The organism is Pseudomonas sp. MWU13-2105 (genome assembly GCF_023242315.1).
Taxonomy (GTDB): Bacteria; Pseudomonadota; Gammaproteobacteria; order Pseudomonadales; family Pseudomonadaceae; genus Aquipseudomonas.
Genome location: NZ_JALLIY010000012.1, coordinates 138,491 through 159,848, shown reverse-complemented (window position 1 = coordinate 159,848; position 21,358 = coordinate 138,491). Strand labels below are relative to the sequence as shown.

The window sequence follows — 21,358 nt, the reverse complement described above, 5'->3', positions numbered from 1 at the left end:
TATCCTGATTGTGAGGCTATCCTCATATTCTAACCGCAGCTTTGCCGTTCGTGCTTGCCTGGTTGCGCAAGCCGACGCCTGTCGACCAGGAGATCATCATGTCGCTTACCCTCGATCCTCGTACCTGTGCCCTTGTGATCATCGATCTGCAGCAGGGGATCATGGCCATGCCGGTTGCGCCCCATGCTCCGGAGGCGGTCGCCGAGCGGGCGGCGCGGCTCGGTGCACATCTGACCCGGGCGGGTGGCCTGGTAGTCGCCGTGCGCGTGGGTTTTTCCAGCGACTACGCCGACAAACTCAACCAGCCGGTGGATATGCCCATGGCGGTGCCTCCGGGTGGCTTGCCGCAGGATTGGGCGCTGTTGACTCCCGCGATTACCGCCTTGGACGCCCCGGTGCAGATCACCAAGCACAGCTGGAGTGCCTTCTACGGCACCGAACTGGACCTGCAATTGCGTCGTCGCGGGATTACCACGGTGATCGTCTGCGGCATTGCCAGCAACTCCGGCGTCGAGTCCACCGCCCGCGACGCCTGGCACCACAACTACGCCGTGGTAGTAGCCGAGGATGCCTGTTCGGGGCTGGGCGAAGACACCCATCGTTTCGCCATGGAGAAGGTCATGCCGCGCATTGCCCGGGTCCGTTCGACCCAGGCGCTGATCGAGGCGCTGCCGATCCGTTGCTGATCAGCCGAGGTGCTCGGCCAGCAGCGGCAGCAACTGTTCGCAAGAGGCTTCGAACTTGAAGTCGAGCAACTCGTCGGCGCGGGTCTTGCCCAGGTTGATGGCGATCAGTGGCTTGCCGCGCTCGGCCAGCAGCTTGCACAGGCGAAAGGCCGAATAGGCCATCAACGACGAACCGATCACCAGCAGGCCCGCCGCCTGCTCGGCGCTGGCCAGGGCCTTGGCGGCGGTAAGCGGGGCGACGTTTTCGCCGAAGAACACCACGTCGGGTTTCAACCGCTCGCCATCGCACCGGGGGCAGCGGGGTACCTGGAACCGCGATTCGAAGGCGGCGTCCAGCAAGGTATCGCCATCGGGCGCCTGCGCCGCCTCGACCCCCGCGAGATAAGGGTTCTGTGCCTCCAGCATGAGCTGGATGGCATCGCGCTCCAGGCGGGCGCCGCAATCCAGGCACAGGACCTTGTGCAGGCTGCCATGCAGCTCGATCACATCGTGGCTGCCGGCCTGTTCATGCAAGGTGTCGACGTTCTGGGTGATCAGGCCGCTGAGGTGGTGTTGCGCCTGCAGGCTGGCCAATGCCCGGTGTGCGGCATTCGGCCGGGCCTGGCGCACCCGTGGCCAACCGAGCATGGCTCGGGCCCAGTAGCGGCGCCGGGCCTGGGGTGAACCGAGGAATTCCTGGATCATCATCGGCGGCTTGCCGCGACGCACGCCATCGCTGTCGCGGTAGTCCGGGATGCCGGAGGAGGTGCTGATACCGGCACCGGTGAGCACCAGAAAGGGTTGTTCGGCCATCAATGGCAAGAGCGTTTCCAGGGCCGCGCTGACCTGCAGGTCGGGCATGGGGACATCTCCGGTGAACGAGTGGCTGACACGGCGATGATCGGCGTTCGCCTCGGTACGAATTGTCGTGATCGAAGCCCAAGGATAGACGCAGGAGGGCTCAATCGTCCCGCGTCAGCACTTCCAGCAACTCGATTTCAAAGGTCAGGTCGGCACCCGGCGCGACGAGCGAGCCCATGCCGCGTTCACCGTAGGCCAGGTGCGCCGGCACGAACAGCCGGCGTTTGCCGCCGACTTTCATGCCCATCAGACCGATATCCCAGCCCTTGATCACCCGGCCGCTGCCAATCACGCATTGGAACGGTTTGCCACGGCCATGGGACGAGTCGAACTCGCTGCCATCCTCGAGCGTGCCGCGATAGTGCGTGCTGATCAGGGCGCCCTTGACCACGGCCTTGCCGTCGCCTTCCAGCAGGTCGGTGACCTGCAATTCAGTGTTTGTCATGACTTCTCCAGGGTCGGTAGTCCATGCAGGATTTCCAGGTCGGGGTTTTCCAGGCGTTTGTGTGCCAGGCGTCGGTCGAAATCACTCGCCAGCTCGGCCAGGGTCACTTGCCCCAGGCGCCTGATCAGCAGCGCTTCGGCTTCCTGCAGGACATCGGTGAGACGAGCGTTGACCGCCTGTTCCACCAGGCACTGCGGTTCCTCCCGCGACAGGCCCATGGCAAACACCTCGGGCGCGCCGAGGGCGCGATGGATATCCAGCAAGGTGATCTCGCTCAGGGGGCGGGCCAGGGTCCAGCCGCCGCCGTGGCCTTTTTCCGAGTGCACATAACCGTGATCCCGTAGCCCGGCCATGGTCCGCCGCACCACCACCGGGTTGGTGCGCAGCATCTGCGCGATGGTCTCGGAGGTGGTGCGCTGGTCGTGCTGATCCATATGGATCAGCACATGCAGCATGCGGGAGAGGCGACTGTCGTTGCGCATCGAATGTTTCGTTTCTGGTTATTCAGGCGGCAGGTATAGCAAAACCGACTCTCCGTAACAAGATGAGTTACGGGAGTTGACGCGAGGGCTTTACGTAACTTATAAAGTTTCGTGAGTTCAATCCACAAGGAGTCCTGCTCATGTCTCATTTTGTCGTAGTGGTCGGTGCCAGCTTTGCCGGGTTGTCCGCGGCCATGCAGCTGGCGCGGGCCCGTCAGCGGGTGTTGTTGATCGATTCCGGTCGGCCGCGCAATCGGTTCGCGGCGACGGCCCATGGCTTCCTGGGCCAGGATGGCCAGCCCCCCCAGGCGATTCGGGACGAGGCGCTGCGCCAGTTGCTGCGCTACCCGACCGTTGAGTTCGTGCAAGGGGAGGTGGTATCGGCCCGCCAGGTCGATGCCGGGTTTGCCGTGATGCTGGCCGATGGCCGGGAGGAGCGGGCGGCCCGGTTGATCCTGGCCACCGGTCTGCGCGATGAATTGCCGGCGATCCCCGGCCTGCAGGAGCGCTGGGGGCACACGGTGCTGCATTGTCCGTACTGCCATGGTTATGAAGTCCGTGACTTGTCTCTGGGGGTGCTGGCCACCATGCCGCTCTCCGCGCACCAGGCCGGGATGATCCCCGATTGGGGCCCGACGGTGTATTTCACCCAGGGGCTCTACGAACCCGACGCCGAGCAGCTGGCCCATCTGCAAGCGCGCGGCGTACGGATCGAGCGGACCCCGGTGGTCGAGTTGCTGGGCCAGGCGCCGGCACTTGAGGCGGTACGTTTGAGTGACGGTCGGCTGATCGAGCTCCGGGCACTGTTCGTCGGGCCGAAAACCCATATGGCCAGCCCGTTGGCCGAACAGTTGGGTTGCCTGTTCGACGAAGGCCCCCTGGGTGCCTATCTGCGGGTCGACGAACGCAAGGAGACAAGCGTGCCGGGAGTGTTTGCCGCCGGCGATGCCGCCAGCCCGATGCATAACGCGACACTGGCTTCAGCGGCCGGGGTCATGGCTGGCTTCGGCGTGCATCAGTCGTTGCTGGCTGAAACCACGAACCACTAAAAAAGCATGGGCGCACGTTCCGTGTGGATTAAGATAGCCACTGGCCATTTACTCGTCGTGTGTCCATGTTCAAATCCCCAGGTTTCCCATGCTGACCTCATGGCTTGAGGTCGCTGTCGCGGTGCCCGTGATTGCCTTGATCGGTGTGCTGTTGCGTCGTGAACGCAGGGCGCGCCGGGAACTGGCCGAGTGCCGGGTACTTTTACAGCAATTGAGCGAGCGCCAGCGGCGGGTCGAAGCCGGCGACGATGTCGAACGCTTCAAGCGCAGCCAGTACTTTGCCCGTATCGGCACCTGGGACTGGGACGTCGATACCGAGAAACTCTACTGGTCGGAGGCCATCTACGGCATGTTCGGCTACAAGGTGGGCGAGGTGATCCCGTCCTACGAACTGTTCTGCGCCAGCGTGCACCCCGAGGACCGGGACAGGGTAAGGGCTGGCGAGGCGCGTTGCATCGAGACCGGCGAGAACCACGACGAGGAATACCGGGTGATCTGGCCGGACGGCAGTGTCCACTGGCTGCGTGAGACCGGTAATGTGGTGAAGAACGTCCACGACTCGGCGATCAAGATGATGGGGGTGGTGCGCGATATCACCGAGGAAAAGGCCTGGGCCAGCCAGTTGCATACCCTGGCCCACCACGACGCGCTGACCGGGCTGCCCAATCGACTGGTGCTGGAGGAGCGCCTGTCCAGGGCGCTGGAGCATGCCCGCGAGCAGGCCTCCCGGGTGATCCTGGTGTTTCTCGACCTCAACGGCTTCAAGGACATCAATGATGCCCACGGACATGCGGCCGGTGACCGGATCCTGGTTACCACGGCAACCCGCCTGAAGAACCTGATACGCAGTTCGGACACGGTGGCGCGCATCGGTGGCGATGAGTTCGTCCTGGTTCTCGAAGGACTGGCCCAGCAGGGCGACGGCCTGCTGGAGGAGGTTCACCTGCTGTGCGGGAAAATCCTCGCCGAGTTGTCGCTGCCGATCAGTCTTGGCGATCAACCGACGCAGATCGGCTGCAGCCTGGGGGTGGCGGTATTTCCGGATCATGCGCCGAGCATGGATACGCTGATCCATACCGCTGACCTGGCGATGTACGCAGCCAAGCGCAGCGGGAACAATCAATACCGCTTTGGACGCCAGGCCGCGTCGCCGGCCCATGCCGGCTGAAGGTCGCCGGCTGGCGCCCGGCGTGAGGGACCGGGCATAAACGCATGTAGGACATGCACGTCGTCCAGGCTGCGATTTCCTGTCTGAATAGAGTATTGTGGTTGCCTGCGAAAAAAACGTCATAAGCCTGAGCGATTCAGGCGGTTATCAGATGATTGAGGGTGCCATGGGTCAGGAAAGCATTAACTGGGACAAGCTGGGTTTCGATTACGTCAAGACCGACAAGCGCTACTTGTCGCACTACCGTAACGGTGAGTGGGACAAGGGCACGCTGACCGAAGACAACGTCCTGCACATCAGCGAAGGTTCGACCGCGCTGCACTACGGCCAGCAGTGCTTCGAAGGCATGAAGGCCTACCGCTGCAAGGATGGTTCGATCAACCTGTTCCGGCCTGACCAGAACGCCGCGCGCATGCAGCGCAGCTGCTCGCGCCTGCTGATGCCGTACGTGCCGACCGATGTGTTTATCGAAGCCTGCAAGCAGGTGGTCCGCGCCAACGAGCGTTTCATCCCGCCTTACGGCACCGGCGGCGCGCTGTACCTGCGGCCGTTCGTGATCGGCGTGGGTGACAACATCGGCGTGCGTACCGCTCCCGAGTTCATCTTCTCGATCTTCTGCATCCCGGTCGGCGCCTACTTCAAGGGCGGCATGAAGCCGCACAACTTCGTGATCTCCAGCTATGACCGTGCCGCGCCACAAGGCACCGGTGCGGCCAAGGTCGGTGGCAACTATGCCGCCAGCCTGATGCCGGGTGCCGAAGCCAAGAAGCGTGGCTTTGCCGATGCCATCTACCTGGACCCGCTGACCCACTCGAAGATCGAGGAAGTCGGTTCGGCCAACTTCTTCGGCATCACCCACGACAACGAGTTCGTGACGCCGAAGTCGCCTTCGGTCTTGCCGGGCATCACCCGCCTGTCGCTGATCGAACTGGCCGAATCGCGCCTGGGCCTGAAGGTCATCGAAGGCGATGTGCTGATCGACAAGATCGCTGACTTCAAGGAAGCCGGTGCCTGCGGTACCGCGGCGGTGATCACGCCGATCGGCGGCATCGAGTACAACGGCAAGCTGCATGTGTTCCACAGCGAGACCGAAGTCGGTCCGGTGACCCAGCGCCTGTACAACGAACTGACCGGCGTCCAGACCGGTGATGTCGAGGCCCCGGCGGGCTGGATCGTCAAGGTCTGATCCAGGCGACTGCCTGATTCGGCAGGCTGAAAGGCCCGGCATGAGCGATCATGCCGGGCCTTTGCATTTTCAGGCGCGGCGCCTCCCAAGCCTTTGGCAAACCTGCAAACGCTCAGTTCCCCCGCGGCAAACGCTTGTCAGCCCCGGCGGTTTTTTACGTTAAGATCGTGCACCCATCCCGAGTAGATAAGGACATCAGCATGGCCTCCAGCCTCATCCTCCTGGCCGTCATCGCCATCGCGGTTTTCTACCTCATCAGCCTCTACAATCGGCTGGTGACCCTGCGTAACCGCTTCAAGAACGCCTTTGCCCAGATCGAAGTCCAGCTCAAGCGTCGCCACGACCTGATCCCCAACCTGGTGGAGACCGCCAAGGGTTATCTGGCCCACGAGCGCGGCACCCTCGAAGCGGTGATCGATGCGCGCAACCAGGCGGTGACCGGCCTCAAGGCCGCCGCCGCCCAGCCGGGCGAGGCCGCCAGCATGACCCGGCTGGGCAGTGCCGAGGGCCTGCTGAACAGCGCCCTGGGGCGCCTGAACGTGACCCTCGAAGCCTACCCGGACCTCAAGGCCTCCGAAAACATGCAGCAACTCAGTGAAGAACTGAGCAGCACCGAGAACAAGGTGGCCTTCGCCCGCCAGGCCTTCAACGACTCGGTGATGGAATACAACACCTACAAGCAGTCGTTCCCACCGGTGTTCTTTGCCGCCAAATTCGGCCACGGCGCCGACGCCAGCCTGCTGGAGTTCGCCGACAGCGCCGAGATCCAGGCCGTGCCGAAGGTGTCGTTCTAATTCGCTTCTGCCCAGGGACGGCCCTATGAATTTCTTCGAACATCAGGACCGCGCCCGGCGCCAGACCGGACGCCTGGTCCTGCTGCTGGCGTTGGCGGTAACCTGCCTGGTCAGCTTGACCAGCCTGACCTTGAGCCTGCTCTGGGTGCTTTTCGGCGAGTCCTCGGTCCGAGGTGGCAGGCCGGTCTTCGACACGCCCCTGATCGGCGTTGTGGCGCTGGTGGTGATTGCCGTGGTGCTGGGCGGCAGCCTGTACAAACGCGCGCAGTTGAGTGCCGGCGGCAAGGTGGTCGCCGAGAGCCTGGGCGGGCGGCTGATCAACCTCGCGCCACAGAACCTCGATGAGCGCCGCCTGCTCAATGTCGTCGAGGAAATGGCCCTGGCTTCTGGCACGCCGGTGCCGTCGGTCTACGTGCTCGACGATATCGGCATCAACGCCTTCGCCGCCGGCCTCAGTCCGCAGGACGCGGTAATCGGCGTGACCCGGGGCGCCATCGGCCTGCTGTCGCGCGAAGAATTGCAGGGGGTGATCGCCCATGAGTTCAGCCATATCTACAACGGCGACATGCGCCTCAATATGCGCCTGATCGCCTTGCTCCACGGCATCCTGTTGATCGGCCTGATCGGTCAGTGGGTGCTGCGCAGCGATTCGGGATCGCGCGGTTCCTCTTCGGACAGCAGCAAGGGGGTGATACTGAAGTTCGCCATCGGTCTGGCGCTGCTGGCGCTCGGCTATGCCGGGACTTTTTTCGGCAACCTGATCAAGGCCGCGGTCAGCCGCCAGCGTGAATTCCTCGCCGATGCCTCGGCGGTGCAGTTCACCCGTAACCCCGAGAGCATTGGCGGCGCCCTGAAAAAAATCGGCGGCTACTCGCCCGGTTCACAGTTGCAGGCGCCGAACGCTACCGAATTCAGTCATCTGTATTTCGGTGCCGGGGTCAAGGTGGCGCTGGACGGCCTGTTTGCCACCCATCCGCCCCTGGCGGAACGTATTCGCCGGGTCGAGCCGGGCTGGGACGGCCGTTATCCCAAGGTCGAGCCATTGCCAATCGCCGCAAGCGGCGTACAGGAGCCGAGCGCCCAGCGGATCAAGTCTTCCGGCCCGACGCTGGCGGCGGCCTTCAGCGGTGCCGCGGTGGCCGAGTCGATTGCGGCGATCGGCGATCCGGGCCTGAAGCATTTGCAGATGGCCCAGGACACCCTGGAGACCTTGCCCGCACCCTTGAAACAGGCCGCCCACAGTTGTGAAGGCGCCCAGGCGCTGATTTATGGCTTGTTGCTGGATTCGGTGGAGTTCCTGCAACAGCAGCAGCTCGATCTGTTGCGAGGGCATCTGAGTCCGGCGCAGGCGAGCCTGCTGGAGTCCTTGCGCGGACCGTTGCGTGAGCTGTCCCCAGGACAGCGCCTGCCGTTGATCGACCTGGCCATCCCGGCGCTCAAGCAACTGGGCAAGAGCGAGTTTGCCAGCATGAAGCAAAACATGGCCTTGCTGATCCGCGCCGACGAACGTGTCGAACTGCTGGAGTGGACATTGCTGCGGATTGTCGAGCGCAATGTCGAAGGCCTGCGTACAGTGACCGGCAAGTACCGCCTGGAGTCATTGGCCGCGGAGGTGGCGGTGCTGCTGTCGTTCCTCTGCCTGGCGGGGCAGGCCGACCCGCGGCAAGCGCGCCAGGCCTTCGCCCATGGCAGCGGCGGCTTGTCGTTCACGCTGCCGGCGTTCAGGCCCGAGGGCGGCTTGCAGGCGCTGGAGGCGGCCTTGCGCCGCTTGACCCGGTTGCTGCCGTTGCAGAAGCCGCAACTGCTCAAGGCCATGGCCCGCTGTATCGGCTATGACGGCGAAGTCACGGCCGGTGAGGCCGAGTTGATGCGTGCGGTGGCCGATATACTCGATTGTCCGATGCCACCGCTGCTCACTGACCGGGAGGCAAGCCGCGCGGTCAACTGATATTCGGATCTGGCCCCTATGGACAATGCATCGATCCGGCGTACTCATGCGTTAAACTGATCAATCAGTTTCCGACGAGTAAGCCCGGTGGCCATCAACTTCGATTTGAACGACTTGCAGGCCTTCCGCGCGGTGGTCGAGCAGGGCAGTTTCCGCAAGGCGGCGCAGGCCATCAACCTCTCCCAGCCGGCCCTGAGCCGGCGCGTGGACAAGCTTGAGGAAGCCCTGGGTGTCCGGCTGTTCGAGCGCACTACCCGGCGGGTCAGCCTGACCCAGGTGGGCCGGGCGTTTGCACCGACCGTGGAGCGCCTGCTGGACGACCTCGACCTCGCGCTGCTGGGCATCACCGACGTGGCTTCGACCCGGCTCGGGCATGTCACGGTGGCGTGTGTGCCGTCGGCGGCCTATTACTTCATGCCCAAGGTGGTGGCCCACTATCACCGGCAATACCCGAAGATCAAGGTCAAGGTGCTCGACTCCAGCGCCAACGACGTGCATGCCGCGGTGCTCAGTGGCGAGGCGGATTTCGGCCTGAGTTTCACCGGCAACCTGCAGGCGGAAATCGAATTCGAGTTATTGGTCGAGGAACGTTATGTCGTTGCCTGTCGCCGCGATCATCCGCTGGCCGGTCGGGCCAGCGTGACCTGGACCGAGCTCTACCAGCAGGACTACATCAGCCTCGACAAGACCTCGGGCAATCGTTTCCTGCTTGACCAGGCGCTGGTGGGTATCGAGGCGCAGAAACCCGGGGTGTGCGAAACCCGGCATGTCACCACCATGATCGGTCTGGTGGAGGCGGGGTTGGGCGTCGCGGCGGTGCCGACCATGGCGATGCCGGTGGGTGACGAGCATCCGATTCTGACCAGTGTGCCGCTGGTCGAGCCGGAGGTGATGCGCAAGGTCGGGCTGCTCAAGCGCCGGGGACGGGTGCTGACCCCGGCGGCGCGGGAGCTGGAGCGGCTGATTGTCGAGATGAAACTGCCGCAGGTGTAGGTGCCGGCGTGCTCACGATGGGGTGGGGAAGCGCACCGTATGGCTTGAGGGCCTCATCGCTGGCAAGCCAGGTTCCTACAGGATTTGTGTCGTATACAAGATCTGCGTTTGGCACCGTACCCAATGTAGCTGGCTTGCCGGTGATGGCGCCCGTATGGGCGCCCAATGACTTGAGGACCGGAACGCGTTTGCTCAATGAGGAATGGAGTCCAGCCCGGTGGCCTTCACGCTAGCCTGGGCTGCCGGAGCCGCGAGGTACTCTAGCAAGGCCTTGGCCTGTGCGGGATGCTCGGCCCCCACCGGAATCCCGGCGGCAAACCGCGTCACCGACTGCACCGACTCCGGGATCTTGCCGACATAGGTCACCCCTGGCACCGGCAGCAGTTCGCTGACCTGCTGGAAGCCCAGTTGATAGTCACCGCTCGCCACCACCGTGGCCACCGGGATCTTCGGCACCATGGTCGCCTTGGGCTTGAGCTGCGCCTCGATGCCCAGGCGCTTGAACAACTGGTCCTGGATATACACGCCGCTGGCACTGTCGGAGTAGGCCACGGACTTGGCCTTGAGCAAGGTGTCTTTCAACTCTTGCTCGGTACTGATAGCTGGCAGGGCGCTGCCGGCGCGTACCACCAGGCCGATCCGCGAGTCGGCCAGTTCGACCCGTGAGCCGGGCAGGACCTTGCCTTGCTTGATCAACTCGTCGAGGGCATATCCGACCATGATCAGCACATCGGCTTTTTCGCCACGTTCCAGGCGGTTGGGAATGGCTTCCGGGGCCTTGCCCATGGACGGGCCGAGGATGGTGTCGAGGGTATTGCCGCTGTCGGCGGCGAATTTCGGGCCGAGCAGCTTGTAGGCGGCGGTAAAACCGCCGGAGGTCATCACGCGGATTTCCTCGGCCTGGGTCGCCAGGCTTGCCAGGGTCAGGCTGCCGAGCAGGGCGAGCTTGAGAAAAACTGCTTTCATTGGAGATCTCTTGTTTTTTGGTATTGAAAAGGCGGACTTGGGCTCAAGGCTCGTGAGCCTGTGGTGCCTGTTCCGCGAAGAGGCCCTTCAGGTCACCCTGAAAACACCGGACTTACACCGCCGGCTGGAGCTGCATCCTGGCCTTGCGATAGAGAAACAGCGTCGCGCACATGGCGCAGAGCGCGGCAAAGCTCATCCAGTAGCCCGGCGAGGCCTTGTCCCCGGTGTATTGGATCAGGGCGGTGGAGATTGCTGGAGTGAAACCGCCGAACACCGCCGTCGCCAGGCTGTAGGCCAGGGAGAAACCGGCGACCCGGACTTCCACCGGCATGATCTCGGTCAGGGCCGCGACCATCGCGCCGTTGTACATCCCGTAGAGGAACGAGAACCACAGCAGCACCAGCAGCATGCTGGTGAAAGTCGGCGCCTGGACCAGCAGCGACAGGGCCGGATAGGCCGTGGCCAGGGTCAGCCCGGACATGGTCAGCAGCACCGGACGGCGGCCGATACGGTCGGAGAGGGCACCGCCCAGGGGCAGCCAGCAGAAGTTCGAAACCCCCACCAGCAAGGTCACCAGCAGGCTGTCGGCGGTGCTCAGGTGCAGCACGGTCTTGCCGAAAGTCGGTGCATACACGGTGATCAGGTAGAAGGCGGTGGTGGTCAGCGCGACCATCAGCATCCCGGCGACCACGATGACCCAGTTCTGCGCCAGGGTGTTGAACACCTCACGCATGCCCGGACGATGCTTGCGCTTGGCGAATTCCTCGGTTTCCGCCAGGTTGCGACGCAGCAGGAAGATGAACGGCACGATCATGCAGCCGACCAGAAACGGGATGCGCCAGCCCCAATCGGCGACCATGCTGGCCGACATCCACTGGTTGAGCCCGTAACCCAGGGCGGCGGCGATCACCACGGCGACCTGCTGGCTGCAGGACTGCCAGGCGGTGAAGAAACCCTTGCGCCCCGGCGTGGCGATTTCCGATAGATAGACCGAGACCCCGCCCAGTTCGGCACCGGCGGAGAAACCCTGGAGCAGTCGACCGATCAGGACCAGGGCCGGGGCCAGCAGGCCGATGCTTTCGTAGCCGGGTACGAGCACGATCAGGATGGTGCCGCTGGCCATGATCGACAGGGTGACGATCAGGCCTTTGCGCCGACCGACGTCATCGATATAGGCACCCAGGATCACCGCGCCCAGCGGCCGCATGAGGAAGCCGGCGCCGAACACGGCAAAGGTCATCATCAGCGAGGCGAACTCACTGCTGGCGGGGAAGAAGGCGGCGGCGATATAGGTGGCGTAGAAGCCGAACAGGAAGAAGTCGAACTGTTCGAGGAAATTGCCCGAGGTAACGCGAAATACCGCGCCCGCCTTGGCACGGGCAGAACTGGCGGTCGGTGTTGTGGCGTGCATCGTGAAGGTCTCCAGCGTTTTTATGGCCTGCATCGCAGTGCAGATTTTTATTGGCCGGGATACTGGAGCAGCGCTATAGATTTGATAAGTGCATTTTTAGAATGGATTGATGCGCATGGCGAATTAATACTAAATGTTTCCGCTCAAAGTGTGGCGGGGACTGTGGCGAGCGGGCTTGCCCGCGTTCGGCTGCGCAGCAGTCGCAAAACCGGCCACCTCGGTCTACCTGACGCAGCGAATTCGCAGGTTCTAGGGCCGCTTCGCAACCCAGCGCGGGCAAGCCCGCTCGCCACAAGGGTAGGCTCGGCTTGAGGTCTTCTTGTGCGGCTGTCTCAGGCGAAGCGCTTGACCATGAACTCGATAAAACTGCTCAGCTTGGGCGTCATCTGCTTGTCCGGCAGATAGACCAGATGCAGTGGCCGATCCAGGGTCTCGTGGTCGGGCAGCAGATGGACCAGGCGCCCATCCTTCAGGGCGTCTTCCACCAGTGTCTGCGGTAGCAGGGCGATACCGACACCTTCCAGCGCCGCGTTCATCAACGCGGTGCCGTTATTGGCCGCCAGTTGCCCGTTTACCCGGATACTCTGGCTGCTCGCACCGTGGAACAACCAGTCGCGCTGCGGCGTGGCCCGCAGGAATACCAGGCAGTTATGTTGCCGCAGATCCTCCGGCACCTGCGGCGTACCCTGGGCTTGCAGATACGCCGGTGATGCGCAGGCGATGCGCCGGTTCTTGCTCAGCAGGCGCCCCACCAGCCCGCTGCTGGGCAATTCGCCGTAGCGAAACACCAGGTCGTAACCATCCTCCACCAGGTCCACCACCCGATCGTTGAACTTCAACTCGATCTCCACTTCCGGGTAGGCCTTGAGGTAGGCGGCGATCGCCGGGATCAGCCGGTCCGAGGCCAGGGTCGGCGAGGCACTGACCCGCAAGCGGCCGCGGGGATGGGCGCGCTGTTCCCGGGCAATCAATTCGGCGTGTTCGATCTGCCCGAGGATCGCCAGGCACTGGCTGTAATAGCCCTGGCCGATCTCGGTCAGGCTCTGGCGGCGGGTGGTGCGATGCAGCAGGCGCGTGCCCAGGTGTTTCTCCAGGCCCTGGACATGGTTGCCGACCATGGTCGGGGAAATCCCGATGGACTGCGCGGCGGCGCTGAAGCTGCCGTGATCCACCACCTTGACGAAGACCTTCATGCTTGCCAGAACGTCCATTGCCAACCTTTGATTGGGAGTGATCCAAGAACGCGCTAGTTTATCAAGCGAGGCTAGGGGATCACCATGGGCGCAGACGCCGGCTGAACCCGCGCTCGATGTCGTACAGCCGCGGTTCAGCAAAACGTCGTCATCGATATTGGGCAAAACGCTATGATCCGCTCTGGTCAGCGGGTTTCGGGGGTGTGCGATCAGCGGCTTATCGGGAATTTTCAGACCGCGTTTATCGCGTCAGGTCAGTGGCATGTTGGCGATCCTGATCTCCATCGCCCTGGCCTCGCTGGACACCGCCATCGCCAACACCGCGTTGCCGGCCATCGCCACCAGCCTGCACACCACACCGGCGGCCTCGGTGTGGATCATCAACGCCTACCAGCTGTCGGCGGTGGCGACCATCCTGGCCTTCGCCTCGTTCGGCGGGGTGATCGGCCATCGCAAGATCTATCTGTTCGGCCTGGTGTTGTTCACCGTCTCATCGGCGCTGTGTGCAATGTCCAGCACCCTCACCGAGTTGACCCTGGCCCGGGTCCTCCAGGGCGTGGGGGCGAGCGCGATCATGAGCGTCAACGGCGCGCTGATCTTCAGCCTGTTTCCTCCGGAAAAGCTCGGCAGGGGCATGGGGCTCAATGCCCTGGTGGTGGGGATGTCATTCGCCGCCGGGCCGACCGTGGCCTCGTTGATCCTGTCCGTGGCCAATTGGCCCTGGCTGTTCGGGGTGAACATTCCGATTGGCCTGGTCGCCCTGGCCATGGCCATTCCGTCGTTGCCGCATACGCCGCCCAATGGCCAGCGCTTTGCCTGGGGCACCGCCGGCCTGAGCGTGCTGACCTTCGGCTCGCTGATCTATGCCCTGGGGGAGGGCGCGCAGTTTGCCGGTGCGCTGCCGATCTGCCTGGCGTTGCTGGTCTGTGTCGGCGCCGGCGGCCTGATGCTACGCCGCGAGGCCGGGCATCCGGCGCCGATGTTTCCGATCGACCTGCTCAAACGCCCGATGTTCGCGCTGTCGGCCCTCACGGCCATCTGCTCCTTCGCCACCCAGGGCCTGGCTTTTGTCTCGCTGCCGTTCTTCTTCGAGACGGTGCTGGGCCGTGATCCGGTCCAGACCGGCTACCTGATGACGCCCTGGTCGGTGGTGGTGGCGCTGATCGCGCCCTTTGCCGGGCGCCTGTCGGATCGTTACCCGCCAGGCTTGCTCGGTGGCATCGGCCTGGGAGTGTTGTCGCTGGGCATGCTGTCCCTGGCGATGCTGCCCGCGGACCCGAGCGCCCTGGAGATCGGCGTGCGCATGGTGGTCTGCGGCCTGGGCTTCGGTTTCTTCCAGTCGCCGAACCAGAAGGCGCTGATGACCAGTGCGCCGCGTGAGCGCAGCAGTGGCGCGAGTGGGACGATTGCCACCGCGCGCTTGCTCGGCCAGTCCACCGGGGCCGCGCTGGTGGCCCTGAGTTTCGGCTTGTCGAGCCACTCCGGGCCGATCCTGGCGCTGTATATCGGTGCCGGCTTTGCCGCGGTGGCCTGCCTGGCGAGTTTCTCCCGGCTGGCGGCGCGCAACCTGGGTTGAGCCTGGCGCAACAGTCCGGGGTGTGCCGGCGTTGCCGTGGGTCGGGCTGCCGTAGGCGCCTGCGCCTTGTCCCCCCCGCCCTGGGGCGAACACGCTTGCGGCCAGTGCCATGAGTGCCGCGAGTGTTGTACTGTGCGCGCGACAACCTGTGAGGGACTGTGGATGGCTGGCCGATTGATCTATCTCATCGGGCCTTCGGGCTCGGGCAAGGACAGTTTGCTCGACGCCGCCCGCGAACCCCTGGCCGAGCGCGGCTGCCGTATTGCCCGGCGAGTCATTACCCGCTCGGCCGAGGCGGTCGGCGAGGCGGCGCAGTCGGTCAGTGTCGAGCAGTTCGCGACACTGCGGGCGCAGGGGGCTTTTGCCATGAGCTGGCAGGCCAACGGCCTGTGTTATGGCATTCCGCGTCGGGTCGACGACTGGCTGGCCGCCGGAGAGGATGTACTGGTCAACGGTTCACGGGCCTATCTGCCCCAGGCCCGCGAGCGTTATCCGGATTTGCAGGTGATCCTGCTCACCGTCGATCAGGCTGTACTGCGCGAGCGGTTGTTGGCGCGGGGACGGGAAAGCTTGCCGCAGATTGAGGCGCGCCTGGCGCGCAATGCCGAGTTCACCGCCTCGCTGCTGGCGGCGGACGATCCGTCGTTGAGTCTGCTGGATAATTCGGGCGCGCTTCGCCAAAGTTTGGAAGCATTGTTCAAACTGATCGGGAAATAGTGGTTTTTATAAGTGCCGCCCTAGTGTCCTGGCGTTTTTTTATTGCGCCTGACGGTTCTTGAATAAATGGCAAATTGAAGTAATAAATTGGTCTTTTTTTACCTCGTTGAATGGCGCCTGGGACTGATACTTTAATAAAAAAATCCCCGGCTTTTCAAATGCGAGAGGTAGGCCGATATGAATGTGGAGCAGGATAATTTTTCCGCCAGACTGAAAGAAGTTTCCCGGTACAGTTTCAATATGAATAGCCTGGTCCTGGACACCGCCCTGGCAGTTTCCGGATTGATCCCTCATGGCCTGGGGGTAGCCCTGGCACCCCTGGTGAGCGGCTATAAGGTGGGCCAGCCGGCGTCGGCCCTGGTGGATAATCCTTATTTCACGGTGCAGGGTGTTGAACGGCCTTCGCCAAAGACCAAACACTTGTTGCAACACCGTAAAGTGCGCAATTACGTGCAGACCTGTGTGGGCACGGCGGCATCGATTGGCTGCATGGCGTTGCCGGTCAACCCTTATGCGTTGATTCGCGACGGTAGTTCCGCCGGGGTTTCAGCCGTGCACTTGCATCGCTTTGCCGAAATGGCCAGGCACTGCCGGCAAAGTAAAACCTTATGCCAGTGGCTCGATCTGTTGAAACTCATGAAAACCCACAAGTTGTTCAACCGCGGCGTCGGCTTTGGCCTGGCCGCTGTTCCCGGTGGTGTATCATTGGCCGTCAGCGTGCCGGTCAAACTTTGCCTGCTGATCAAGAATACCGCCGTGGCGGCCCAGGAATCGGTGCTGTGCAAGGTCATCGCGATGGAACTGCACTGGCGAGCCTACCAGGAGCAGAGCCTGTTGAAAGGCCATGGCAGCGGCCCGGCGACGGCCATTATCCGTGAGCTCATGACGCGACGTGGCGTGATGCAGGGCTTTTCGCATAACTACCCGGCCTTGATCCAGGAGCCGGCCGGCTGGAATGCCTTTGCCGCCAAGATCATGGACCTGTAGCCGGTGACTTGCTCTAGACCGCGTCCTGCACCAGCACTTCCCTGAAGGTTGCCACCAGCGGTCGCAAGTTGATCCGATGCCAGGCCGCCCACAAGGGGGTGGTGTAGATCAGCCAGGGCAGTTCCCGCAGCACCACGCCCTGGGGCGTGTTGTGCCGCAGGCTCTGCTGGATCATGGTCAAGCCCAGTCCCGCCGCCACCAGCCCCAGCGCCGTCAGCGGTTCATTGGCCTGCAGCCGGACATTGGGGTTGAACCCGGCCCTGATACAGGCCTGGACGAAATCATCCTGCTTGCCGCTGCGCTGGGGGTGCTGCACGGCAATCCATTCCTGCTCCAGGAAGTCCGCCGGACTCAACTCGCTCAACTGCGCCAGCGGATGCCGCTCGGGCAGCGCCAGCAGCATGGGATCGTTGAGCACGCGGGCGCTGTTCAAGTCCGGGTCATCCGCGGCGGGCGGCTCGCTGACCAGGGCAATGTCGAGGCTGCGCTGGCGCAAGCCTTCCAGTTGCTGCGCCGAATTCAGGCTGTAGAGCGCGATATGCACATCCGGCCGCTCGCCACGCAAGCTGCGCAGGGCCTGGGGCAACACCCCCGAGTGCATGGCGTTCTCGATATAGCCGATGCACAGGCCGCCTTCTTCACCGCGCCCCAGTCGCCGTCCAAGGGACTCGAGTCGATTGGCATGGGTCAGGAATGCCCGGGTCTCGGCGAGAAAGGTCTGGCCGTCGGCGGTCAGGCGAATACGTTGCAGGCTGCGTTCGAACAGGGTCAGGCCCAGGCGCTCCTCCAACTGGGCGATCTGCCGGCTCAAGGGCGACTGGGAAATGTGCAGCCGCTCGGCGGCACGCCCGACGTGCTCCTCTTCGGCGACTACCACGAAATAGCGCAGTTGGCGTAAATCAATCATGTCAGACCTTTAGGGACTCAAGTTGTGCAAATTATGTCTTGGACGGTCAAAAGTCCGCAACCTAGTATTGATCCCGACAGCGAGCGCCATGTCACCCCCGAGCGGGTGAGACGGACTCGGCATTTCCATTCAAAGGATCATCACTATGAGCATCAGAGACAAACTGTCGGGCCCCCTGGGTTTCGGCACCGCGCCCTTGGGCAACATGTTCCGCGCCATTCCCGAGGAGGAGGCCATGGCCACCGTCGATGCGGTCTGGGACCAGGGCGTGCGCTACTTCGACACGGCGCCGTTGTACGGTTCGGGGCTGGCGGAAATTCGCCTGGGCGCGGCCCTGGCCAGGCATCCACGGGACCAGTACGTACTCAGCACCAAGGTCGGCCGGTTGGTCCTGGATGAAGTGGAAGATGTCAGCGCCCGCGACCTGGGCGAGAAAGCCGGAGTCTTCGAGCATGGCCGGCCGAACAAGATGGTCAACGACTATTCCGCCGACGCCACCCTGCGGTCCATCGAGGGCAGCCTTGAGCGCTTGCAGACCGACCGTCTGGACATCGTCTGGGTGCACGACATTGCCCAGGACTTCTACGGTGACGAATGGCTGGAGTATTTCAACCAGGCGCGCACAGGGGCATTCCGCGTGCTGACCCGCTTGCGCGAGGAGGGCGTGATCAAGGCCTGGGGCCTGGGGGTGAACAAGGTCGAACCGTGCGAACTGACCCTGCAGCTGGACGAAGCCCGGCCCGACGGGTTCCTGCTGGCCGGGCGCTATACCCTGCTCGATCATGAGCGGGCCCTGCAACGGCTGATGCCCGAGGCGCTGGCCCAGCAAGTCGATATCGTTGTCGGCGGTCCCTACAGTTCCGGTGTACTGGCCGGTGGGAGCCATTTTGAATATCAACCGGCATCGTCACAAATTATGGCTAAAGTTGAACGGATCAAGACCCTCGCGCAACGCTTCGGGGTGAGCATCAAGGCCGCGGCCTTGCAGTTTTCCCTGGCCAACCCGGCCGTGGCGGCGGTGATCCCCGGCGCCAGCCGGCCGGGGCGGATCGCCGAGGACGTGGCGGCCTTGAAGGAGAGGATTCCACTGGCGTTCTGGCAGGCGTTGCGTGAAGAAGGGCTGGTGGCGGCGCATGCGCCGTTGCCGCTGGTCTGAAACCACGCAGGTGTCTATGCCGATCCCGCTGGCCGCTGACGTCGCCATCGTCAGAGGCCCGGCCGCCGGGATCGGCCTGGCTATCCAACTTGTTCCTGGAGACTATTCATGGCTGCAACATCGGTAACCGTTGAAATCGCCGCGTCCCCCGAAGAGGTCTGGCAACTGATGGGTGGGTTCGATTCCCTGCCTGACTGGCTGCCGTTCGTCCCCCGCAGCAGTCTCAGCGAAGGTGGTCGTGTGCGCACCTTGCACACGGCGGACGACGTGCTCATCGTCGAGCGCCTGGAAGCCTTCGACAATCGGGCTCGGCGCTACAGTTATTCGTTTATCCAGCAACCCTTCCCGGTGGCCGACTACCTGGCCACCTTGCAGGTTCGCGAAGGCAACGATCCGCACACCTCGATTGTCGAGTGGGCGGGGATCTTCACCCCGACGGGGGTCAGTGAGGAAGAGGCGGTGGATTTGTTCCATAGCATCTATGCCGAGGGCCTGGCGGCCTTGAAGGCGAATTTCCGCGGCTGAATCCAGGGCTTTGGCGTTGATTCAGTCCATGCTCATCAGGCTGTTCCGGCAATTGAGGATCAAGCGCGCCCCGGCCTGTTCGCTGCTGCCGATGTCGAGGCTGAAACCGTGCAGGTTGACGATCGCGGCGACAATCGACAGGCCGAGGCCGAAGCCGCCGTGCTGGGTGCCTTCGTCGCAGCGATAGAAACGCTGGAACACCGCTTCGCGCTCGGCCGGCGGGATGCCGGGGCCGGAGTCGTGGACTTCGATGCGGGTACTGCCGGCATCATTGCTCGCCCGCAACAGCACCTCGCCACCCGGCGGGGTGAACTTGATCGAGTTGCTCAGCAGGTTGGCCAGGGCTTCGAACAACAAGGCCCGGTCGCCGGTGATCGCCGGCAGTGTCGCGGGCACCTCAAGGCGCAGGTGGATCTCGGCTTCCTCGGCCAACGGCAGGTAGAAGTCATGCAGCTCGTGCAGCAGCGGCAGGGGATCGAGGACCAGGAAGCCGGAGCGTCGCTGATGGTCTTCCAGCTCGGAAATACGCAATAAACCGCGAAAGCGCGCCATCAGGGTATCGGTCTCGGCAATCACCCCATCCAGTTGCAACGACTCGGGCGAACCGTCGACGGTCTGTTGCTGGATCCGATACAGCTGGGCCCGCAGGCGCGTCAGCGGCGTGCGCAGGTCATGGGCGATGTTGTCGCAGACCCCCTTGACCTCGTGCATCAGTTTCTCGATCCGGTCGAGCATGGCGTTGACGATCGCCGCCAGCATATCCAGCTCGTCGCGGCGGTTCGACAGTGGCAGGCGATGGCCCAGGTCGCCGGCGATGATCGACTCGGCACTGGCCTGGATCGCCCGTATCCGTCGAATCGGCCGGCGGCGCAGCAGGTGCCAGCCGGCGACGCCGGGCAGGATGGTCAGGGACACTGCCCAGAACAGGGCGTGGAGAATGATCCGGGTGACGCCGAACAGCGAACCGTTGTCGCGCACCAGCAGCAGCCAACGCCCGTCGTGGGTCTGGGTGACCACCGCATCGCAACTGTCCTGGGGCAGGTTCGGGTCGTCGGAGTCGATGCAGTTGGCCAACTCATGGATCCTGCCGTCCATCGGCAGGTCGGCCGGGATTTCCTGGATCGGCCCGCTCAGGTGCAGTTTCTGCTCGTTGAACAGGCCATAGGCATCCACGCCGCGCATGTCGAAGGTCATGCTGGTGGTCAGCGCTTCCATCAGGGCCTGGCCCTGGAAGCGCGAAAACAGATGTTGGCGTTGCATCAACGAATGCCGCGCCAGGGTACTCAGGTAACCGGACACCTCATGGTACAGCACCCCCATCAGGCTGCAGCTCCAGGCCACGAACAGGAAACTGTAGAGTGCCAGCAGCCGGCTGGTGGAGGAGCGCCAGCCTTTAGAGGGGTTCGGCAATGACATAACCCGAGCCTCGCACGGTGCGGATCAGCGGCGCCAGGCCCGGGCCATCGATCTTCTTGCGCAGGCGACCGATATGCACATCGATCAGGTTGGTGCCGGGATCGAAGTGATAACCCCAGACTTCTTCGAAGATCATCATCCGCGAGAGGATCTGCCCGGTGTTGCGCATCAGGAACTCCAGCAGCTTGTATTCGGTGGGCAACAAGGTTAGCAACTGATCGGCCCGGGAGGCTTCGCGGGTCATCAGGTTGAGTTCCAGGTCGGCCACCCGCAGCGAGGTTTCGAATTCCCGTGCCGGGCTCTTGCGCCGCAGCAGCACTTCGACCCGCGCGGCCATTTCGTCGGAGGCGAACGGCTTGGTCAGGTAATCGTCACCGCCGGCGCGCAGACCGCGTACGCGTTCGTCGACATCGGAGAGGGCACTGATCATCAGGATCGGCGTGGCCACCCCGATGGTCCGCAGCGTGGTGACGATGGCCAGGCCATCGAGCTCCGGCAGCATGCGATCCAGGGTAATCAGGTCGTAATCGCCACTCACGGCACGAACCAGGCCTTCGCGGCCGTTGTCGACCCAGTCAACTTCAAGCCCATGGCTGCTCAGTTCAGCCACGATTTCCTTGGCGGTTACAGCATCATCTTCGATGGTCAGGATGCGGGTCATGGATTGCCTCGACGGACCTTCAAAACAAGTGGGCAAGTGTGCCAAGAAGCGCGTGAAAACATTCTGAACAAATCTTCACGGGCCCTGGGCAGCTGTTCACAGGGCGCCTCGGGTCGCTAGAGAGGCTGGAAACATATAGCCACACCTTGGCTGAATAAAGCCTGTCAGTAAGTTTTCTGTAGGATATTGCGAACCGTCATCGGGATTTGTTATCTGTTACCTGTAGCCGCATTCGTTCGCAGTCTTGAACGA

The 21,358-nt window shown here is 63.3% G+C and carries 21 protein-coding genes; 12 read left to right on the top strand and 9 right to left on the bottom strand.

Annotation, left to right across the window (positions count from 1 at the left end; translation table 11 throughout):
• The first annotated feature begins 98 nt into the window (after window positions 1-98).
• Window positions 99-686: a hydrolase gene (locus M5B96_RS18960; protein WP_248798251.1), complete on the top strand. Its 588-nt coding sequence runs from the start codon at window positions 99-101 to the stop codon at window positions 684-686.
• Here the strand turns inward: M5B96_RS18960 and M5B96_RS18955 are convergent, their stop codons facing one another.
• The 3 genes from M5B96_RS18955 to M5B96_RS18945 all read right to left on the bottom strand — a co-directional run bounded on the left by M5B96_RS18955 (window position 687) and on the right by M5B96_RS18945 (window position 2,453).
• On the bottom strand, window positions 687-1,526 hold the full coding sequence (locus M5B96_RS18955) for an NAD-dependent protein deacetylase (RefSeq protein WP_248798250.1): 840 nt from the start codon (window positions 1,524-1,526) through the stop codon (window positions 687-689). It lies immediately after the preceding gene.
• A 100-nt stretch (window positions 1,527-1,626) separates the two neighbouring features.
• Window positions 1,627-1,971, bottom strand: coding sequence for an FKBP-type peptidyl-prolyl cis-trans isomerase (locus tag M5B96_RS18950; RefSeq protein ID WP_248798249.1), 345 nt, complete (start codon window positions 1,969-1,971; stop codon window positions 1,627-1,629).
• Window positions 1,968-2,453, bottom strand: a complete 486-nt coding sequence (locus M5B96_RS18945; RefSeq protein ID WP_248798248.1) for an RrF2 family transcriptional regulator — start codon at window positions 2,451-2,453, stop codon at window positions 1,968-1,970. The genes M5B96_RS18950 and M5B96_RS18945 overlap by 4 nt, the downstream gene beginning before the upstream one ends.
• A 140-nt stretch (window positions 2,454-2,593) precedes the next feature.
• Here M5B96_RS18945 and M5B96_RS18940 point away from each other — a divergent pair, with 140 nt between their 5' ends.
• The 6 genes from M5B96_RS18940 (at window position 2,594) to M5B96_RS18915 (ending at window position 9,591) form a co-directional block, all read left to right on the top strand.
• Entirely contained in the window at window positions 2,594-3,502 is a 909-nt protein-coding gene (locus M5B96_RS18940) for an NAD(P)/FAD-dependent oxidoreductase (protein ID WP_248798247.1), read from the top strand.
• 88 nt (window positions 3,503-3,590) lie between these two features.
• Window positions 3,591-4,670, top strand: coding sequence for a sensor domain-containing diguanylate cyclase (locus M5B96_RS18935; protein WP_248798246.1), 1,080 nt, complete (start codon window positions 3,591-3,593; stop codon window positions 4,668-4,670).
• 166 nt (window positions 4,671-4,836) lie between these two features.
• Complete coding sequence (locus M5B96_RS18930) at window positions 4,837-5,856, top strand: branched-chain amino acid aminotransferase (RefSeq protein WP_248798358.1); 1,020 nt, start codon at window positions 4,837-4,839, stop codon at window positions 5,854-5,856.
• A gap of 200 nt (window positions 5,857-6,056) precedes the next feature.
• The gene (locus tag M5B96_RS18925) at window positions 6,057-6,650 is read left to right on the top strand and encodes a LemA family protein (protein ID WP_248798245.1); all 594 of its coding nucleotides are present in this window, start codon (window positions 6,057-6,059) and stop codon (window positions 6,648-6,650) included.
• A 25-nt stretch (window positions 6,651-6,675) separates the two neighbouring features.
• Window positions 6,676-8,598 carry a M48 family metallopeptidase gene (locus M5B96_RS18920; protein ID WP_248798244.1) on the top strand — a complete coding sequence of 641 codons (1,923 nt, stop codon included), beginning with the start codon at window positions 6,676-6,678 and terminating at the stop codon, window positions 8,596-8,598.
• Between the two features lie 87 nt (window positions 8,599-8,685).
• Window positions 8,686-9,591 (top strand): LysR family transcriptional regulator, encoded by a 906-nt coding sequence (locus M5B96_RS18915; RefSeq protein WP_248798243.1) that lies wholly within the window; start codon window positions 8,686-8,688, stop codon window positions 9,589-9,591.
• Window positions 9,592-9,783: 192 nt separating this feature from the next.
• Here M5B96_RS18915 and M5B96_RS18910 read toward each other — a convergent pair whose 3' ends face one another.
• The 3 genes from M5B96_RS18910 to M5B96_RS18900 all read right to left on the bottom strand — a co-directional run bounded on the left by M5B96_RS18910 (window position 9,784) and on the right by M5B96_RS18900 (window position 13,179).
• A complete protein-coding gene (locus M5B96_RS18910) occupies window positions 9,784-10,557 on the bottom strand; it encodes a substrate-binding domain-containing protein (RefSeq protein WP_248798242.1) in 774 nt (257 codons plus the stop codon).
• Window positions 10,558-10,669: 112 nt separating this feature from the next.
• Window positions 10,670-11,968: an MFS transporter gene (locus tag M5B96_RS18905; RefSeq protein WP_248798241.1), complete on the bottom strand. Its 1,299-nt coding sequence runs from the start codon at window positions 11,966-11,968 to the stop codon at window positions 10,670-10,672.
• 332 nt (window positions 11,969-12,300) lie between these two features.
• Window positions 12,301-13,179, bottom strand: a complete 879-nt coding sequence (locus tag M5B96_RS18900) for a LysR family transcriptional regulator (protein ID WP_248798240.1) — start codon at window positions 13,177-13,179, stop codon at window positions 12,301-12,303.
• A gap of 244 nt (window positions 13,180-13,423) precedes the next feature.
• On the opposite strand from M5B96_RS18900, the gene M5B96_RS18895 reads away from it, so the two are divergent.
• From M5B96_RS18895 to M5B96_RS18885, 3 genes are all read left to right on the top strand, one after another.
• Window positions 13,424-14,737: an MFS transporter gene (locus M5B96_RS18895; protein WP_248798239.1), complete on the top strand. Its 1,314-nt coding sequence runs from the start codon at window positions 13,424-13,426 to the stop codon at window positions 14,735-14,737.
• 162 nt (window positions 14,738-14,899) lie between these two features.
• Window positions 14,900-15,454: a phosphonate metabolism protein/1,5-bisphosphokinase (PRPP-forming) PhnN gene (gene phnN, locus M5B96_RS18890; RefSeq protein WP_248798238.1), complete on the top strand. Its 555-nt coding sequence runs from the start codon at window positions 14,900-14,902 to the stop codon at window positions 15,452-15,454.
• Window positions 15,455-15,694: 240 nt separating this feature from the next.
• Complete coding sequence (locus tag M5B96_RS18885; RefSeq protein ID WP_248798237.1) at window positions 15,695-16,441, top strand: hypothetical protein; 747 nt, start codon at window positions 15,695-15,697, stop codon at window positions 16,439-16,441.
• 13 nt (window positions 16,442-16,454) lie between these two features.
• On the opposite strand, the gene M5B96_RS18880 is transcribed toward M5B96_RS18885, so the two are convergent.
• Entirely contained in the window at window positions 16,455-17,348 is an 894-nt protein-coding gene (locus M5B96_RS18880) for a LysR substrate-binding domain-containing protein (protein WP_248798236.1), read from the bottom strand.
• A gap of 145 nt (window positions 17,349-17,493) precedes the next feature.
• Between M5B96_RS18880 and M5B96_RS18875 the strand changes: the two genes are divergently transcribed.
• Both M5B96_RS18875 and M5B96_RS18870 read left to right on the top strand, forming a co-directional pair.
• The gene (locus tag M5B96_RS18875; protein ID WP_248798235.1) at window positions 17,494-18,504 is read left to right on the top strand and encodes an aldo/keto reductase; all 1,011 of its coding nucleotides are present in this window, start codon (window positions 17,494-17,496) and stop codon (window positions 18,502-18,504) included.
• Between the two features lie 108 nt (window positions 18,505-18,612).
• Complete coding sequence (locus M5B96_RS18870) at window positions 18,613-19,029, top strand: SRPBCC family protein (RefSeq protein WP_248798234.1); 417 nt, start codon at window positions 18,613-18,615, stop codon at window positions 19,027-19,029.
• Window positions 19,030-19,050: 21 nt separating this feature from the next.
• Here the strand turns inward: M5B96_RS18870 and M5B96_RS18865 are convergent, their stop codons facing one another.
• Together M5B96_RS18865 and M5B96_RS18860 are read right to left on the bottom strand one after the other, a co-directional pair.
• On the bottom strand, window positions 19,051-20,445 hold the full coding sequence (locus tag M5B96_RS18865) for a sensor histidine kinase (RefSeq protein WP_248798233.1): 1,395 nt from the start codon (window positions 20,443-20,445) through the stop codon (window positions 19,051-19,053).
• A complete protein-coding gene (locus M5B96_RS18860; RefSeq protein ID WP_248798232.1) occupies window positions 20,423-21,106 on the bottom strand; it encodes a response regulator transcription factor in 684 nt (227 codons plus the stop codon). Before M5B96_RS18860 ends, M5B96_RS18865 begins: the two co-directional genes overlap by 23 nt.
• Window positions 21,107-21,358: the final 252 nt, after the last annotated feature.